Here is a 16,376-nt window from a genome sequence, read left to right on the forward strand (position 1 = left end):
CTTTCGTTATTGAACTCAGACAGGAGGGTACGGCTACCGGGCCTCCTGAGTCTGGTGCTGAGCTAGTGAGCCGCCGGCATGGCGGGTGTTGAAAAATGCAGCGCTGCACCGAATGAGTGCAGTTGACCCATCAGCATTGCCAGTGACGGGCAAGGAAAATCGTGGGTTCGGGATGTAACCTGGGAAAGAAAGTAACACTTTATTAACATTCCGTCAGGCGTGCGGGCGTGACCTGTCGCGCAATTCTGAGTCAATCTGCCGCCTTTATGGCAGAAGTGTGCAGTCGGTCCAGTCATCGCTTTGTGTTATATCACCACAACAAAGCACTATTATCCGTGGCTTCGGCCCTAATCCTATGCTCAGGGAAAACTGACATCCCCCGAACCCAGGATTGAACATGCCCGAGATAGCCGATCGTTTAAAGAATGTGACCGTTTCCGCCTCCGTTGCCATGACCCAAAAAGCGCGCGATCTCGCGGCGCAGGGCGTTGATGTGGTAGCACTTTCTACCGGCGAACCGGATTTCCCCACGCCGGAACATGCGATTGAAGCCGCCTACGCCGCTGCACGCGCGGGCGACACGCGCTATCCACCGACCGACGGTACGCCTGCGCTGCGCAAAGCTATCCAGCTGAAATTCAAACGGGATAACCAACTGGAGTATGACGTCAGCCAGATTCTGACGGCCGGTGGCGCTAAGCAGATCATCTTTAACGCCGTCCTGGCGACCATCAATCCGGGCGATGAAGTGGTGATCCCGACGCCGTCATGGATCAGCTATGCCGATATCGTGAAATTTGCCGGTGGTGTTCCGGTGCCGCTGCCGTGTGCGCAGGAGAATGGCTTTAAACCACTGCCTGCGGATCTGGATGCGGCGATCACTGACAAGACCAAATGGCTGCTGCTGAACTATCCGAGCAACCCAACCGGTTCGGTGGCCAGCAAAGCCGAGTTGCAGGCGCTGGGTGACGTGCTGCTGCGCCATCCGCAGGTGTGGATCATGACGGATGATATCTATGAGCATCTGATCTACGACGATGTACGTTTCTATACCCTGGCGCAGGTTGAACCGCGCCTGTATGACCGTGTGCTGACGGTGAACGGCGTCTCGAAAGCCTATTCGATGACAGGCTGGCGTCTGGGCTTTTGCGGCGGTCCTGCACCGCTGATTAAAGCCATGAGCAATGTGAACACCCAGAACAGCGGTGGCGTCTGTACCCTGACGCAGGCGGCAACGGTGGCGGTGCTGGAAGGTCCACAAGATCTGTTGCAGGAGCGCGCACGCATTTACCGTGAACGCCGTGATTACGTGCTGGAGCGTCTGACCTCGATTGATGGCCTGCGCTGCCATAAGCCAGAAGGCGCATTTTATCTGTTTGTGAACATTGAAGGGTTGATCGGCAAGACCAGTGCCGGTGGACGCTTCATCAGCAACGATGCCGATTTTGTGCTGGCGCTGATTGAAGAGCAACACGTGGTGACGGTGCAGGGTGCGGCTTATGGCATGAGCCCGTATTTCCGCTTGTCCTACGCCACCAGCATGGAGCGCTTAGAGACGGGCTGCGATCGTATTGCGGCATTCTGCGCTGGCTGCCGTTAAAAGGAAGGCGAAAAAAATGGCTGCCGATAAGGCAGCCATTTTTATTTGGGCGATTCAAAAAAACTTATTGAGCAAGCACCTCTGCCGCCGGCGCCACCTGATGGCCGCTGGCTTCGATTTCACTGCGTACGATGGTGGCGAGGGCCAGGGAGCCTGGCGTATCGCTGTGCACCAGGATCGACCGGGCACGCACGGCTATCACTTCCCCTTCGAAGGTGGTGACGGTGCCATGCTGCAGGAACTGCCGCACGCGGGCACGCAGCGCCGCTTCCTCTTTGATCACCGAGCCGGCAATGCCGCGCGGCACTAAGCGCCCTTGAGCATCGTAAGCGCGGTCGGCGAGGAACAGCGTCAGGGTTTTCAGGCCCGCTGCCTGTGCCGCTCGCTCAATGATGGTATCGGGTTGTGCGAACACAATCAGATCTGCATTGATACGGGCGACGAGCGTCATGACCTGCTGCGCTAATGCCTCGTCGCGATTGACGATATTGCCCATCGCAGCGTGGAAGCTGAAGTGCGACACCTTCGTGCCTTCTGCCTGAGCAATCGCTGTCAGCGCGCCGAGTTGATAAGCGACCTGCTGGCAGATCTCTTCGGCACTGAACGGCAGCTCGCGACGACCAAAGCCCTGGCGATCGGGCAAGCCAGGATGCGCACCAATGCCGACACCATTCTCTTTCGCCAGTCGCACCATTCGGGTCATGATCGCCGGATCGCCGGCGTGGAATCCGCAGGCGATATTAGCTGAGGAGACCACTTTCATCAGCGCGGCGTCATCGCACAGTTGATAAACGCCGAAGCCTTCGCCCATATCGGAGTTCACATCAATCTTCATGGTTTGGGTTCCTTCGGAAAATTATGCGGTTAATGCTTTATGCAGCGGTGGGCAGCTCACACGTAAGCGGCTCAGCCAGCCTGCGACCTGTTGCTCGATGGCGATGGCCTCACGCGTATCGCTCTGGATCAGCTGGATCGATTGGCCGGGTAATACCTGTCCTAAACGCCACAGATCCTGCTCAATCACCCCGGCGATCTTGGGATAACCGCCCGCCGTGTTGGCATCGCTGAGCTGAATGATCGGCTCGCCGCCGGGCGGCACCTGCACAATGCCGGGAATCAGCCCGTAAGAACGCATCTCAATGGTTTTTGACGGGAAAATCGGATCGCCCGCCAGTCGATATCCGGTGCGATTGCTTTGATTGGAGACCTGCCATGATTGCTGCCAGAAGCGACCGGCATCGGCAGCAAACAAGGGATATTCGCCGGATGGAATGGCGCGCAACTGAATCTCACCTGCGCTGTTACGCGGGAAATGTGCACGCAGGGCGCTGTCGGGTGGCTCAATGCCAATACCGCAGCTGGGCAACGGGGAAGCCTGTGTTTCACCCAGCGCCAACCGATCGCCACGCTGCAGCGGGCGGCCTTCCAGGCCACCAAAGCCACCACGAAGTGCCGTGCTGCGCGAACCCAGCACCATTGGCACATCAATGCCGCCTGCTATACAGAGATAACCGCGTGCGCCACTGCGCGGGTAACGCATTTCCAGCACCTGTCCGGCACGCACGCCGCAGCCCCACCAGGGCGGCAACGGCGCACCGTCTAAAGTGGCGCGACAATCCGCACCTGTTACCGCAATGCTGCTGTCCTGCAAAAAACGCACACGGAATGGGAACAGCTGAACTTCAATGGCGGCGGCATTTTCTTCATTGCCGAGCAGCAGATTTCCGGCGCGCAGTGCCAGCGGATCCATCACACCACTCACCGAGACGCCCATATGGCGGAAGTTGAAACGCCCCAGATCCTGAACCGTGTTCAGGGCGCCGCTCTGTTCAATTTCGATCACAGTTCAATCCTCTGCGGCAGAAAACGGATACGATCGCCCGGTGCCATTAGCGCGGGGGATTCTGCCATTGGATCAAACACTTCCAGCTCGGCAAAACCGATGGCGTTCCAGCCGTTGGGGCCGGTCAGTGCAGAGACACCTGCCTGGGCGCCGCCAATGGTAACGGTGCCTTTCAACATGCTGAGCGAGGGGACTTTCTTGCGTGGCGTGGCTAATTGCGGATCGAGTCCATGCAAGTAACCAAAGCCCGGCGCGCTGCCAAGAGCAAACACGGTGTATTCGCTTTGATGGTGACGGCGCACCACTTCGCGTGCGCTGAATCCGGTATGACGACAAACCGCATCCAGATCGGTGGCGTGCTCGCCGCCGTAATAGACCGGGATTTCAATCAGTTTGCCCTGCGGACTGATCGCCTGCGCTTGATCCCAGGCGGCATGCAGCGAGGCACGTATGGCCGCTTCGTCCTCGGGGATGTGTCGGAACAGCACCAGCAGATTGGTGACGCCGGGGATCAGGGCCTCAACCGCCTCATCCGCCTGAAGCAAACGCGCTAATGACCAGACGCGTCGCTGGGCGGAAAGATCAAATCCACCCGGTGCTTCCACCAGCCACGCACGGGCCCCGATGGTTGAGAGCGTAATCGAAGAGGAACAAGCCAGCGCAGATGCGCTGGCGGGCTGGATATCAGAGTGCGACATCACGGGCATGATTATTCCAGTGGTTCAAATTTCAGGCTGGAGAGCGGTTGTACGCGCTCTTCACGCACCATTTTGTATTCGGTATTTGGCCCAATCCAGGTGTTCCAGATTTTGTCGATGGTGCCATCGTCGTCCATCGCTTTCAGGCCGCTGTTAACGCTGGCCAGCAGGGCAGGTTCATCCTTTTTCATGCCGACACCAATCGGTTCCAGCGCCATCGGCTCTTTCACCATCGCCAGATTGATGCCGTCTTTTTTCGCCTGGGCGATGGTTTTCATCCCGGTCATGGTGTTAGTGACAAAGCCCACCGATTTGTTCTGCTCCAGCGCCAGGAAGGCGGAGGCAGAATCCTGGAAGGTGACGGCTTTACCGCCTTTGATGTGGATCGATTGCTCTGACGTGGTGCCCTTGGTGGCGCTGATACGTTTGCCTTTGAAATAGTCCAGTGGTTTATCTGCCAGCGGCGCTTTCACCAGCAGCATCTCTTTCGCCACGTAGTAAGGATCGCTGAACTGGATCTGATTACCACGCGTTTTGGTGTAGGCCAGGTTAGCAATCAACACATCGGCACGGCCGGTGGCGATCACCGCGATACGCGCTTCAACAGAGGTCGGCACCAGAGTCAGTTTGACGTTCATCTGCTTGGCCAGAGCGTGACACAGGTCGATATCCATGCCAGCCAGCTGGCGCGTTTGTGGATCCGGCGAAGAGAAGGGCGGTACGTCGGAGTAAACGGCGCATTTCAATTCACCGCTCGATTTAATGTTCGCCATCATATCTGCCTGCGCCGCCGAAACAGCCAGCAACGGCAGCATTGCCAAGCCAATGGTGGTCACTCTTTTCATGGTCATGTGCATTCCCTCAATGGTGGATACTGCTTAGGAGCGCAAAATCTCGCTTTTCTGGACTATATCGGCTTTGTTTTGCGGCGAAAAAGAGGGAAAGCGTGTTATGCAATAGGGAAATGATATGACCGATGGCGATAAGTTATTTCTATTCAGGCAGAGCGAAAAAGTGTTATCCAGCGCACATTTTTCACCCTAGTGTAAGCCGCGTTGTCCTCTCGGCAACCCCGCCGATTGCACGTGGTAGAGAGAGAAGAGTGAGAGCATGAATCCCCGATTAGGCGTGTTATTAAAGATATTCGCCGCACTCAGCGCTACGCTGATGCTGGCCTGTGTTAAAGGTCTGAACGGTGCTATCCCCACCGGCGAAGTGATTTTTTTCCGCAGCTTTATCGCGCTATTTCCCCTGTTAATCTGGCTGAGAGTGCAGGGGAACGTGCTGGAGAATCTTAAGACGCGCAATTTGTTTGGCCATTTCATTCGCGGTTTCTCCGGCACCGGCGGCATGTATTTTAACTATCTGGCGCTGGTGTATATCTCGCTGGCTGATGCCACGGCACTGAGTTACGCCGCACCGCTTTTCACGGTAATCATGGCGGCGATGCTATTGAAGGAACGGGTGCGCGTGTCGCGCTGGGTGGCCGTGGTGGTGGGATTGTCGGGCATACTGATTATGCTCTCCTCCAGTCTTGCGGCTAGCGGCGGCGTGCTGGCAGGTGGCGCCAGCAGTACCACGGCCAGCCTTGGTGTTGCTTTTGCATTGATTGCCGCACTCTGTACGGCCACCTCGAATGTGCAAATCCGTTTTTTGAATGGCATCGAAAAACCGGGCGCGATCGTGTTCTATTTTTCGCTGATGACGACGTTGATTGGCCTGGCAACGGCATTTTTCGGCTGGATAAAGCCCACTGGCTTGCAGTGGCTGCTGTTGGTGGGCTGTGGTTTGTTTGGCGGTCTGGCACAGATTCTGGTGACACTCAGCCTGCGCTATGCTGATGCCTCGCTGTTGGCACCGTTTGATTACACTACGCTGGTGTGGTCAATGCTGATTGGCTATCTGTTTCTCAACAGCCTGCCAGGCACGACAACCCTCTTCGGTGCATCGATTGTGGCACTGGCAGGAATCTTTGCGGTATGGCGTGAAAACCGTCAGCGCAAATTGGCGATGGTGAGCAGTACACCGTGATGCGGTGCTATTGCGGGTTTTTTAGCTGCGCGCTCAGCGAAAGACAGGCCACCATGGATGATGACCTGTGCAATTCTTCGCTGTCATGCTGGCACGTTACCGATAAACATCATCGATAATTTCTACCTGCTTGTTTTGCAGTGCTTCCGCCAGCCAACCGCGTTCCAGTGAACCGGTTTTCGCCAGCTCAAAGTTGTGTTCATCGACGATCAAGTAAGCTTGTGCTGCTTCGAGAATGCGCGCGGCGTCCTGCCGGGGAATGACGATCACGCCGTCGGCATCGCCTAATACGATATCGCCAGGTGAAACGTGAATTTTACCGCAGGCAATCGGCACGTTGATTTCGCCTGGGCCATCTTTGAAAGGGCCACCTGGCGTATGTCCGGCGGCATAAATCGGGAAATCCATACGTGATAAGCCCTCAATATCACGCACCGGGCCGTCCAGCACGATGCCTTCCATACCACGCTGTCTGGCATAAGTGGCCATCACTTCACCCATCAATGATTGGCTGCGGTCACCCTCATTCGACAGGATGATGACATCGTTCGGCCCGGCCATATCCAGCGCTTTATGCAACATCAGGTTATCGCCAGAGCGTGCCTTCACGGTCACTGCCAGGCCGCACATGATGGGGGCTTTAGGCGCCGTTTTCAGGCTGATCTCTGCCGATAGCGCAGGCAAGCGACTCATGCAGTCGGCGACTACCGCCGCGGGTAAACGGCGGAACGCTTCCAGTAACGGTTCGGCATCGGAGGGACGGCGTAAATAAATACGATTTCCTGCGGTCATTTTATTTCTCCTGTCAGGATTTGCTGGGATTTATAGGGGTAAGAGAAGAATTGGCGCGATCTTCACGGGTGAATGCACCGGAAAGTGGCGTGCCATCAACGGTGTCGTAATGACGTATGGCTTGTGGTTTTAACCAACGCTGCACGCGCGAAGGCATATCAAAACCAATCAGCAGCATCACCACGAAGGTCAGGCCAAAGGAAAGCCCGCCCAGTGCGCCGCCAAGCGATGCGTGCTGGGCAATCAGTGCACCAAGCACCGGTGCCAATGCGCCTCCCAGTGAACCGATGTTGTAGATAAAGCTAAGATTGGCGGCACGCTGCTCGGTATCAAAATAGCCGCTGATCATTTTCGCCAGCAGGCCACCCACTCCCTGGCTAAACAGCTGCTGCAGGAAGATCAGCAGGCATAGCAGCCAGACGTTTGAGCCGTTGAGCATAAATACCGGGATGATCAGCACTTGGGCGACCAGCAGGCTGAGTACATAGGTTTTACGCGTGCCGATGCGATCGGCCGCAATCCCCGCCACGCAGCACCCGAGGCCCATACCAAAGCGGCTGAAGGAAAATACCAGTGCCACCACTTCAGGTGAGTAATGCAGATCGGTTTTCAGATAGGTTGGTAAAAGAGCGTGAATCGGCCAGCCATACAAAAATACGCAGACGATAGTGACCGTGAGCATCAAGCTGGTGGGCCAGCGATCTCCCCCGCTTTGCACCAGAAAACGAATAAATATGCCAGCGGTGATCAGCGCTAATGCTGCGATGACAAGTCCTGAGCTTTGATGGTCGAAACAGATGTAAAGTGCCGCCGCCGCGAGCACTCCCAACAAGATGTTGAGAACGTTGCTTTTACGATTGGGGCCACGGAAAAGGGTATCTACCATGGTGAGGGTGGGTGTGGTCGCCCTGGCTTTTGCCGCTGCCCACTCTTCAGCTTCCGGAATGGCACGGCGTAGCCACAAAGCAAAAAACACCGGGATGATGCCGAGATAAAAGAGTGCGCGCCAGCCCCACAGCGGCACAATCCAGCTGTAGGCTAACACCGACAAGATCGCGCCTGCAGAAAATCCCGAATTAAGGAATGCACTGGCTTTATTGCGCATATCTTTTGGCCAGGTTTCGATGGCATAAGCCGAGCTGGTGCCATATTCTCCCGCCATACCAATACCGACTAAAATACGTGCAACAAACATCCATGTGTAATTCGGTGCAATACCGCAGGCAAAGGTGCCACCAGCAAATAATATAATGCTGGTGATCATGGCACTTTTACGCCCGTATTTATCGCCCATGGCACCGAGCGCTAAACCGCCGAACCAACGCAGGATAAAGGCTGCCGAAATTAATGCAGCCGCTTCGGCAGTGCTGACTTTAAATTCCGCCATTATTTCGGTAAGCACTAATGTGATAATGACGAAGTCAAATCCGTCCAGCATATAGCCCATCCAGGCCGCCCAAAAGGCTTTCCATTGCTGGCGATTAAGCCGCTTATACCAGGTCAAAGCCATTGTCTCTTCAGCCATGATAAACTCCGGGTGTAATTAACAGAGTAGGGGAATCCAGACCGTAAATTTCAGTCTGTGATTGGAGGTTATTGTTCTGTTTGAGCAAGAATACGGGAATTTATCGTGTTACGGATCTTGTGTTACGGCTAACGAAGTGAGGATCACGAAATATTATCAGGCTACCTTTTAACTTGCTGATAATTAATTTTATTGGGTTTTGTTATGGTGGCATATATTAATAATATGGCTGGAGAGTTGTTTTTAAATTTCCGCCGGTTTTTAACTCCGGCGGAAAAATTAATCAAGGCTTCAAATCACCATACCAATAAGATGCCGTCACGCCGCCATCCATCAGAAAATCACTGCCGCTGATGTAGCCGCCTTCTGGTCCCATTATGAGGGCTGCCAGCGCTGTGGCCTGCTACCAAATGTTGAATCGATTGGCGCGAACTGACATCGACCTGGCTGGTTTCTACCGTAAAGCCGGCATCACGTAAGGTTTGTGCGACAGCCGCACAGTTTCTCGAATTGAGGTCCGCCAGCAGCACAGTTTTGCCCTGACTCACGCGACGCGCGATGGCTTGTCCAATCGCACCTGGCCCGATAACCATCATAATCTCTTTCATTGTGTCTCCCGCCTTGAGGAATGACTGATGCGGCAAGCATAGCGGGGAAGGCCATTGATGACTGTAGGGGCAATTGGCATGAGCTTATGAATGCTGCTCATGGGTTCTGAGCTAAAGGGTCGTTACCTATAACTAACTGCACTTTGCAGACTATTTGCTATTTTATTCGTGATGTATCTCAGTTCAACTTTATTTCCACCTCACTTAACCGTTCTGGTATTGAAAACGGATATGTTTCAAATATAACTTCTGGTTTATACCGACGAATAGGAGGTCAATACCCTATGCCTAAACTTGAAGAACTCATTGCACAGCGATCTCATGAGTCACAGAAGAAAATTGAGGTTAAAGTTGCGGGAATAATTATTGGTGTTCAGTTGCGTCACTTACGTGAAGAGCTGGGGCATTCGCAAGTACAGCTAGCTGAGAAAATGGGCGTTTCACCGTCAGCCATAGCGGTAATGGAAGCCCGAGGCGATGAGATAAAACTCTCCAGCCTGAAAAAGTATGTTGAGGCATTAGGCGGGAAGCTGAGCCTGAACGTTGAACTACCAACGGGCGATGGGCTCACTTTTCTGCTTTAAGCAATGCGGCCATTTGAGCTGAGCAGGCGAGAGTTAAGTGATTCGAATATGCTGCGTAATGTCCTCAATTTGGGACTTATCGCGCCGTTTGATGGATTAAGTCCTCAGGATGGGACATAACATTTTGTGTCAGTCTGGAGTGTTAGTGAGCAATGACAAAAACGACAAACGCAGAAAAGCAAAAACCCAGCCATAAGCTGGGTTTTCAGAATGTTGGTGCCCGGACGCGGAATCGAACCACGGACACGGGGATTTTCAATCCCCTGCTCTACCGACTGAGCTATCCGGGCAACGGGGCGCATTAAACCCTAATGGCTTTCAGCCGTCAACGGCTTTCGTCAAAAAAGCGTAGCAATCGTGACTGATTGCTTGCTTTTCAGGCAGGATGTGCAAAATCTCAACGTGCCCGCTGGTGGTAAAGCGGTACTCAGGATTGCGTGACCTGCATGACCTGCATGACCTGCATGACCTGCATGACCTGCATGACCTGCATGACCTGCATGATGCACGGGCTTAAGGGCCTACTGCGAAAGTTTAGGCCAGTGCCCCGTTCTGCCGGCACAGCGCGATACTCAGCACATCCTCTGCCAGACGACGCGCGGTGGCCACATCCTGCACGTTGCGTTTCACTAGAAGCTTGCTCAGGCAACCCTCGAGAATCAGCTCCATTTGATCGGCCACCATCGTCGGATTATCCAGCGCCAAATCCACCAGAATTTCATGAGTGAACTGCCATGAGCTGCGTTTCTGCTGCTCGGCTAACTGATGTACGGGTTGGTCAGGCTGCGGATAGAAGCTGCAGGCGGCGATAAACAGGCAGCCGGGAAAGCGGCCTTTGTTCACGTGCTCACTTAACACGTCGTAACGCGCCAGCAATTTTTGTTGGGCAGTGAGATGTTCATTGAGCTGTATCTGGCGGCGCCAGCTGTCAATCTGCTGACCGTGATAGCGCAGCGCGTCATACAATAATGCGTCACGGTCGGGCCAGAAACGTTCAAGATGTTCTGCATCAAGTCCGGTCTCACCGGCCAACTGCTGCAGGGAAGTGGTGGCGGCAAGGCCGCTCTGCTCAAGCACATTCAGCGCATGCTCAAGAATCTGTTCACGTTGCAAGTGACTCTCCTCTGGAGTGCGGGCCCGCTCGCGCACGAACGGGCAGTGTCCTGCAACCAGTGTCGTTTAACGCGACAGATTGTGCAAATGCGTGCGGAAGTCGGCAGCGTTAAGGAAACCGGTGACGCGTGAGCCAGGGATTTCTTTGCCTTGCGCATCATAGAACAGAATGGTGGGCAAGCCTAATACCTGTAAATGCTGCAACAGGGCGTTATCCTGCGCGTTATTCGCGGTGACGTTGGCTTGCAGTAACTGCACCTGACTCAAATCGGCACGCACGCCTTCATCGCTGAAGGTGTACTTCTCGAACTCTTTGCAGGCAACGCACCAGTCGGCGTAGAGATCGACCATGGTAATGCGACCTTGTGCCTGCTGAAGTGCGCTATCCAGTTGTTCACTGCTGGCAATGGTTTTAAACGGCAGATGCGCCACAGACTGCACGCTGGCGCTGCTGCCAAAAGCCCAATCCTGCAGCGGACGAGCGGCCACTAGTGCTGCCGCCAGCATCACAATTTGCAGAATGCGCCATTTGCCATTAGCGCGCAGGCTGAGACTGAACGCCCAGGCAAAGAACGCGACGCCGAGCAGGCTCCACAGACGCAAGCCCCAGACATCACCCACTACACGCTCCAGTAAGAACACCGGCAGCGCCAGAATCACAAAGCCGAAGCCCTCTTTGACGCTCTGCATCCACGGGCCACTTTTCGGCAGCAGCTTGTTGCCGAACATCGTTACGGCAACCAGCGGCAGGCCCATGCCGAACGCATAGAGCCACAGCGTGCCCGCACCGGCCCACAGATTACCGCTTTGCGCGATATACAGCAGAATGGCACTCAGCGGCGCGGTGGTGCAGGGTGAGCAGATCAATCCCGCCAGTGCGCCCATCATAAACACGCCCGGCAATGAACCGCCTTGCTGACGATTACTCCACAGTGTCAGGCGCGTTTGCAGACTGGAAGGCAGTTGCAGCGAGAACAGGCCAAACATCGACAGCGCTAGCACGATGAACAGCGCTGACAGGCCAATCAACACGTAAGGATGCTGCAGTGCCGCCTGGAAGCGTAAACCTGCGGCGGCCACCACCATGCCGAGTACGGTGTAAGTCAGTGCCATCCCTTGCACATAGACCATCGCCAGCGCGAACAGGCGGCCAGCAGAGTAACGTCGTTGGCCGCCGAGAATGATGCTGGAGATCAGCGGATACATTGGTAATACGCACGGCGTGAAGGCGACGCCGATGCCAATCAGCAGCGCCCACAGCGGTGAAAACGGCAGTGGCGTGCGCTGTTGTGCAGGCTGCGCGTTAACGGCGGTTGCATCGTGATTGGCGGCAACCGGAGTGAGCGGCACTGAGCGGGTTTCGGGCGGGTAGCAGAAACCAGCGGCCGCACAGCCCTGATAGGTCACCGTGAGCGTGGCACCGGACTCAGCCTGATGCAGAGTGATCGGCACCTGTAAATCCTGCGGATAGATTTCGCTTTTGCCGAAGAACTCATCCTCATGCGGCTGTCCTGGCGGCAGAGCCAGCGGTGCCATCTGTGCTTTTTGCGGCGTCACATGAATCTGCTGACGATAAAGGTAATAGCCGTCCTTCACCTTCCAGCTCAGTGTGAGTTGGTTGCCCTGCTGGCTGAAATCGAAGCCAAATGCCTGATCCACCGGCACAAAGCGGCTGTTATTGTTAGGTGAGAAGATATTGGCCTGTGCTGAAAAGCAAAACAGCAATGCGAGGCAAAGGCCCATCAGGCGAGAAAGTCGTGCAGCCATGAGGATGTAATCAGCTCCGGTGGCGAATGAGCCGCGATGATAGCACGGCCGCCTCGCCACGAGGTTTTCAGGATGTAACGGCGCTACAGAATCAGGCTACCAAACAGGAAGCCAAACGCCACGGAGAAGGCAATCGCCAACACGCCGGGAATGATAAAGGAGTGATTAAACACAAACTTGCCGATTCGGGTCGAACCGGTGTCATCCATTTCTACTGCTGCCAATAAGGTGGGATAGGTCGGCAACACGAACAGGGCTGAGACGGCGGCAAAGGAGGCAACGGCGGCGAGAGGGGATACGCCAAGCATGAGGGCGGCAGGCATCAACGCCTTGGTGGTCGCTGCCTGTGAATAGAGCAGGGTAGCAGCGAAGAACAATATCAACGCCAGCATCCACGGGTAGCTCTGCAACATATCGCCAGCCGCAGTCTGGATGTCCGCCAGGTGGGCTTTGACAAAGGTATCGCCCAGCCATGCCACGCCCATCACGCAGATACAGGCACTCATGCCGGATTTGAACGTACTGGCGCTGAGGATTTCGCCGGTATCGACTTTGCAGGTTAGGCAAATCAGTGTGGCAACGGTGAGCATAAACACCACAATCGCTTCGTTACGAGGCAGCACTGGGTTGCTGATTAGCCCAACGCTGTCGCTGATCGCCGTGGCGTAGAGTACAACTGCCGCTATGCCGATCAGGAACAGCAGCACGGCACGTTTGGCGCCAGGCTTAATGTCATAGACGCGTTCTCCGCGCAGTGTGACTTCACCTTTGGCTAAGCGCGCCTGATACACCTCGTCTTCTTTTAACTCTTTACCAAGAAAGCTGGTGATCACGGCGGCACAGAAGATGGCAGCCATGGTGGCTGGGATCGATACGCCCAGCAGCGCCAGATAGCTGACACCGCGCGGTTCCAGAATCGACGCGAAGAACACCACTGCAGCAGAGAGCGGCGAAGCGGTAATGGCAATTTGCGAGGCGACCACCGCAATCGACAGTGGGCGAGAAGGGCGAACGCCTTGCTCTTTGGCCACTTCAGCGATGACGGGTAGCGTCGAGAACGCAGTGTGTCCGGTGCCCGCCAGCAGCGTCATCACATAGGTGACGAGTGGGGCGAGGAAGGTGACGTAACGTGGATGGCGGCGCAGCAGGCGCTCGGCCAAACCGACCATGTAATCGAGTCCGCCTGCAATCTGCATCGCGGCAATTGCGGCAATCACTGCCATGATAATTTCGATCACATCGAAGGGAATCGCGCCCGGCTTCATGCCGCAGAACAGCGTCAACACCAGTACGCCCAATCCGCCGGCAAATCCAATCCCGATGCCGCCTAGACGTGCACCCAGCCAGATCGCCAACAGGACAATCAATAATTCCACTAACACCATTCATTCCGCTCCTGAGCCGTGGGGGAAATCTCGACTCTTAAAGTTGTAGCCGCCAATAAGAAAAAAGCACGCCGTATTGTATACAGGCGTGCTTTTGGCAACTTGATCCGGAACGGATTACTGTTCGTTTTCGTCGGTGTAGCGTTTGGCTTTGTAGGTCGGATGCATCAGGTTCTGGATAGAGAAGATGTCATCCAGTTCCGCTTCGGTCAGAAGACCGCGTTCCAATACCACTTCACGTACGCTCTTGCCGGTTTCCGCACAAATCTTACCGACGATATCGCCATTGTGGTGGCCGATATACGGGTTAAGGTAAGTAACGATACCGATGGAGTTAAACACGTAAGCTTCACAAACAGCTTTGTTGGCGGTGATGCCATTCACGCATTTCTCCAGCAGGTTGAAGCAGGCGTTGGTCAGAATGCTGATCGACTCAAACAGCGCCTGGCCAATCACCGGTTCCATTACGTTGAGCTGAAGCTGACCCGCTTCTGACGCCATGGTCACGGTAATGTCGTTGCCGATAACCTTGAAGCACACCTGGTTCACCACTTCGGGCACCACCGGGTTCACTTTGGCTGGCATGATTGATGAACCGGCCTGCAATTCTGGCAAGTTGATTTCGTTCAGACCCGCACGTGGGCCGGAAGAGAGCAGGCGCAGGTCGTTACAGATCTTCGATAGTTTCACCGCCAGACGTTTCAGCGCAGAGTGCACCATCACGTAAGCACCGCAGTCAGAGGTCGCTTCAATCAAGTCTTCTGCCGGGACGACAGGCAGATTACTGACTTCCGCCAGACGCTGAACCGCCAGTTGCTGATAGCCATCCGGGGTGTTGAGGCGAGTCCCGATGGCCGTCGCGCCCAGATTTACTTCCAGCAGCAGTTCTGCGGTGCGCAGGATGCTGCGGGTTTCTTCATTCAGCAGCACGTTAAACGCGTGGAACTCCTGGCCCAGCGTCATCGGTACGGCATCCTGCAGCTGGGTACGACCCATCTTGAGGATATTTTCGAACTCGACCGCTTTACGCTGGAAGCCTTCACTGAGCTGGCTGATGCCGTCCAGCAGTTTCAGAATTGAAGCGTAAACCGCAATACGGAATCCGGTGGGATAAGCATCGTTGGTCGACTGACACTTATTCACGTGATCGTTAGGGTTGAGGTATTGGTATTCACCTTTTTGGTGGCCCATCAGTTCCAGACCGATGTTTGCCAGCACTTCGTTGGTGTTCATGTTGACCGAGGTGCCCGCGCCGCCCTGATAGACGTCAACCGGGAACTGATCCATGCATTTACCGTTATTCAGCACTTCATCACAGGCCTGAATAATGGTGTTTGCGATGTTGCGAGGGATTGTTTGCAGCTCTTTGTTGGCGAGCGCGGCTGCTTTTTTTACCATCACCATACCGCGGACAAATTCCGGTATGTCACTGATTTTGTTGTTACTAATGTAGAAGTTCTCAATCGCACGCAGAGTATGAACACCGTAGTAAGCGTCTGCCGGAACTTCGCGCATGCCTAACAGGTCTTCTTCGATACGAATGTTGTTCGCCATGATTACCTTCTTATTATTTCTGCGGTGTCACTGCCGGGCGACCGGGATGGTCGGGCGGCAATCACTGTGCAGGTGAAGCAATTATATTGTCGTGGATTACCAGCACCGACATTTTATCCATCTTCGGGCTGGCGGGCACGATCATATTCTGTTGTTACAGAATTGTTTGTGCACAGATCACTTTACGGGCATTTACTGGCCCAGCGGTAATAACGATATGTGATGTAGTTCGCAATTTTAAGTCAGTGGGAAAAATTTGGCAGGATCGGTTGAAATCGCGGGTTGAGATGCCCATCTCTATCAATACGGTCAGACAGACCATCCCTTTCTGCTGCCTGGCAAGAAGCGAGGCAGCTCTACTCACAGGAGATATCGGTGCGCTGGATACCGTTCGTGATTTTTTTTGTTCTGGCCTGGATTGAGATCTCAATTTTCATTCAGGTTGCACATGCCCTCGGCGTGCTGTTTACCATGTTGCTGGTGATCTTCACCTCGTGCATCGGCGTGTCGCTGGTGAAGAACCAGGGTATGAAGAACTTCCGCCTGATGCAGGAGAAGCTGGCGCGCAATGAAAGCCCAGCAGCGGAGATGACCAAAAGCGTTTCACTGATCATTTCGGGCTTCTTACTGCTGTTGCCGGGCTTCTTTACTGACTTCCTCGGTTTGTTGCTGCTGTTGCCTCCGGTGCAGAAGCATCTGACGCTGAAATTAATGCCGCATCTGCGTGTGTGGCGCGGACCCGGCGCCGGGCCGGACAGTGGCTATACCATGGATGGCGAATACGAGCGTAAAGATCAGGATCAAATCGGACACGATAAAGATCGATAAGAAGAGAAGGGCGGCGAGAGTCGCCCTTTTTGCTGTCTTTTTCGTCAA

The 16,376-nt window shown here is 54.8% G+C and carries 15 protein-coding genes and 1 tRNA gene; 4 read left to right on the top strand and 12 right to left on the bottom strand.

Going from position 1 to position 16,376, the window contains the following annotated elements:
- Positions 1-397: 397 nt before the first annotated feature.
- A complete protein-coding gene (locus AC6I8L_RS02165) occupies positions 398-1,600 on the top strand; it encodes a pyridoxal phosphate-dependent aminotransferase (RefSeq protein ID WP_058961857.1) in 1,203 nt (400 codons plus the stop codon).
- Positions 1,601-1,664: 64 nt separating this feature from the next.
- Here the strand turns inward: AC6I8L_RS02165 and AC6I8L_RS02170 are convergent, their stop codons facing one another.
- From AC6I8L_RS02170 to AC6I8L_RS02185, 4 genes are read right to left on the bottom strand one after another with little or no spacing between them, the layout of a single operon-like run.
- Positions 1,665-2,435, bottom strand: coding sequence for a 5-oxoprolinase subunit PxpA (locus AC6I8L_RS02170; RefSeq protein ID WP_058961858.1), 771 nt, complete (start codon positions 2,433-2,435; stop codon positions 1,665-1,667).
- 21 nt (positions 2,436-2,456) lie between these two features.
- Positions 2,457-3,443: a 5-oxoprolinase subunit C family protein gene (locus AC6I8L_RS02175; RefSeq protein ID WP_058961859.1), complete on the bottom strand. Its 987-nt coding sequence runs from the start codon at positions 3,441-3,443 to the stop codon at positions 2,457-2,459.
- Positions 3,440-4,150: a 5-oxoprolinase subunit PxpB gene (gene pxpB, locus AC6I8L_RS02180; RefSeq protein WP_058961860.1), complete on the bottom strand. Its 711-nt coding sequence runs from the start codon at positions 4,148-4,150 to the stop codon at positions 3,440-3,442. Before pxpB ends, AC6I8L_RS02175 begins: the two co-directional genes overlap by 4 nt.
- A 2-nt stretch (positions 4,151-4,152) precedes the next feature.
- Positions 4,153-4,992, bottom strand: coding sequence for a transporter substrate-binding domain-containing protein (locus tag AC6I8L_RS02185; RefSeq protein ID WP_058961861.1), 840 nt, complete (start codon positions 4,990-4,992; stop codon positions 4,153-4,155).
- A gap of 259 nt (positions 4,993-5,251) precedes the next feature.
- Between AC6I8L_RS02185 and AC6I8L_RS02190 the strand changes: the two genes are divergently transcribed.
- Complete coding sequence (locus AC6I8L_RS02190; protein ID WP_034826698.1) at positions 5,252-6,172, top strand: DMT family transporter; 921 nt, start codon at positions 5,252-5,254, stop codon at positions 6,170-6,172.
- Between the two features lie 96 nt (positions 6,173-6,268).
- On the opposite strand, the gene AC6I8L_RS02195 is transcribed toward AC6I8L_RS02190, so the two are convergent.
- The 3 genes from AC6I8L_RS02195 to AC6I8L_RS02205 all read right to left on the bottom strand — a co-directional run bounded on the left by AC6I8L_RS02195 (position 6,269) and on the right by AC6I8L_RS02205 (position 9,097).
- Positions 6,269-6,964 (bottom strand): RraA family protein, encoded by a 696-nt coding sequence (locus AC6I8L_RS02195; RefSeq protein ID WP_034826696.1) that lies wholly within the window; start codon positions 6,962-6,964, stop codon positions 6,269-6,271.
- A 13-nt stretch (positions 6,965-6,977) separates the two neighbouring features.
- Positions 6,978-8,489 carry a sialate:H+ symport family MFS transporter gene (locus AC6I8L_RS02200; RefSeq protein ID WP_058961862.1) on the bottom strand — a complete coding sequence of 504 codons (1,512 nt, stop codon included), beginning with the start codon at positions 8,487-8,489 and terminating at the stop codon, positions 6,978-6,980.
- 341 nt (positions 8,490-8,830) lie between these two features.
- Positions 8,831-9,097: an SDR family NAD(P)-dependent oxidoreductase gene (locus AC6I8L_RS02205; protein WP_058961863.1), complete on the bottom strand. Its 267-nt coding sequence runs from the start codon at positions 9,095-9,097 to the stop codon at positions 8,831-8,833.
- A gap of 284 nt (positions 9,098-9,381) precedes the next feature.
- On the opposite strand from AC6I8L_RS02205, the gene AC6I8L_RS02210 reads away from it, so the two are divergent.
- The gene (locus AC6I8L_RS02210; protein WP_058961864.1) at positions 9,382-9,681 is read left to right on the top strand and encodes a helix-turn-helix domain-containing protein; all 300 of its coding nucleotides are present in this window, start codon (positions 9,382-9,384) and stop codon (positions 9,679-9,681) included.
- A gap of 214 nt (positions 9,682-9,895) precedes the next feature.
- Here AC6I8L_RS02210 and AC6I8L_RS02215 read toward each other — a convergent pair.
- From AC6I8L_RS02215 to aspA, 5 genes are all read right to left on the bottom strand, one after another.
- Positions 9,896-9,971 (bottom strand) — tRNA-Phe (locus AC6I8L_RS02215).
- A gap of 244 nt (positions 9,972-10,215) precedes the next feature.
- On the bottom strand, positions 10,216-10,794 hold the full coding sequence (gene dicD, locus AC6I8L_RS02220) for a division control transcriptional repressor DicD (protein WP_058961865.1): 579 nt from the start codon (positions 10,792-10,794) through the stop codon (positions 10,216-10,218).
- Between the two features lie 66 nt (positions 10,795-10,860).
- Complete coding sequence (locus tag AC6I8L_RS02225) at positions 10,861-12,561, bottom strand: protein-disulfide reductase DsbD (RefSeq protein WP_058961866.1); 1,701 nt, start codon at positions 12,559-12,561, stop codon at positions 10,861-10,863.
- An 83-nt stretch (positions 12,562-12,644) separates the two neighbouring features.
- Positions 12,645-13,946, bottom strand: a complete 1,302-nt coding sequence (locus AC6I8L_RS02230; RefSeq protein ID WP_058961867.1) for an anaerobic C4-dicarboxylate transporter — start codon at positions 13,944-13,946, stop codon at positions 12,645-12,647.
- Between the two features lie 117 nt (positions 13,947-14,063).
- Entirely contained in the window at positions 14,064-15,500 is a 1,437-nt protein-coding gene (aspA, locus tag AC6I8L_RS02235) for an aspartate ammonia-lyase (RefSeq protein ID WP_007886584.1), read from the bottom strand.
- Between the two features lie 375 nt (positions 15,501-15,875).
- Here aspA and AC6I8L_RS02240 point away from each other — a divergent pair, with 375 nt between their 5' ends.
- Positions 15,876-16,328, top strand: coding sequence for an FxsA family protein (locus AC6I8L_RS02240; RefSeq protein WP_498014099.1), 453 nt, complete (start codon positions 15,876-15,878; stop codon positions 16,326-16,328).
- Positions 16,329-16,376: the final 48 nt, after the last annotated feature.

This window comes from Type-E symbiont of Plautia stali, assembly GCF_059731115.1.

Bases quoted from the DNA above. Each gene is read 5' to 3' on its own strand.
- AC6I8L_RS02165 (WP_058961857.1), top strand. From the start codon at position 398: ATGCCCGAGATAGCCGATCGTTTAAAGAATGTGACCGTTTCCGCCTCC.
- AC6I8L_RS02170 (WP_058961858.1), bottom strand. From the start codon at position 2,435: ATGAAGATTGATGTGAACTCCGATATGGGCGAAGGCTTCGGCGTTTAT.
- pxpB (WP_058961860.1), bottom strand. From the start codon at position 4,150: ATGCCCGTGATGTCGCACTCTGATATCCAGCCCGCCAGCGCATCTGCG.
- AC6I8L_RS02185 (WP_058961861.1), bottom strand. From the start codon at position 4,992: ATGACCATGAAAAGAGTGACCACCATTGGCTTGGCAATGCTGCCGTTG.
- AC6I8L_RS02190 (WP_034826698.1), top strand. From the start codon at position 5,252: ATGAATCCCCGATTAGGCGTGTTATTAAAGATATTCGCCGCACTCAGC.
- AC6I8L_RS02195 (WP_034826696.1), bottom strand. From the start codon at position 6,964: ATGACCGCAGGAAATCGTATTTATTTACGCCGTCCCTCCGATGCCGAA.
- AC6I8L_RS02200 (WP_058961862.1), bottom strand. From the start codon at position 8,489: ATGGCTGAAGAGACAATGGCTTTGACCTGGTATAAGCGGCTTAATCGC.
- AC6I8L_RS02205 (WP_058961863.1), bottom strand. From the start codon at position 9,097: ATGAAAGAGATTATGATGGTTATCGGGCCAGGTGCGATTGGACAAGCC.
- AC6I8L_RS02210 (WP_058961864.1), top strand. From the start codon at position 9,382: ATGCCTAAACTTGAAGAACTCATTGCACAGCGATCTCATGAGTCACAG.
- AC6I8L_RS02225 (WP_058961866.1), bottom strand. From the start codon at position 12,561: ATGGCTGCACGACTTTCTCGCCTGATGGGCCTTTGCCTCGCATTGCTG.
- AC6I8L_RS02230 (WP_058961867.1), bottom strand. From the start codon at position 13,946: ATGGTGTTAGTGGAATTATTGATTGTCCTGTTGGCGATCTGGCTGGGT.
- aspA (WP_007886584.1), bottom strand. From the start codon at position 15,500: ATGGCGAACAACATTCGTATCGAAGAAGACCTGTTAGGCATGCGCGAA.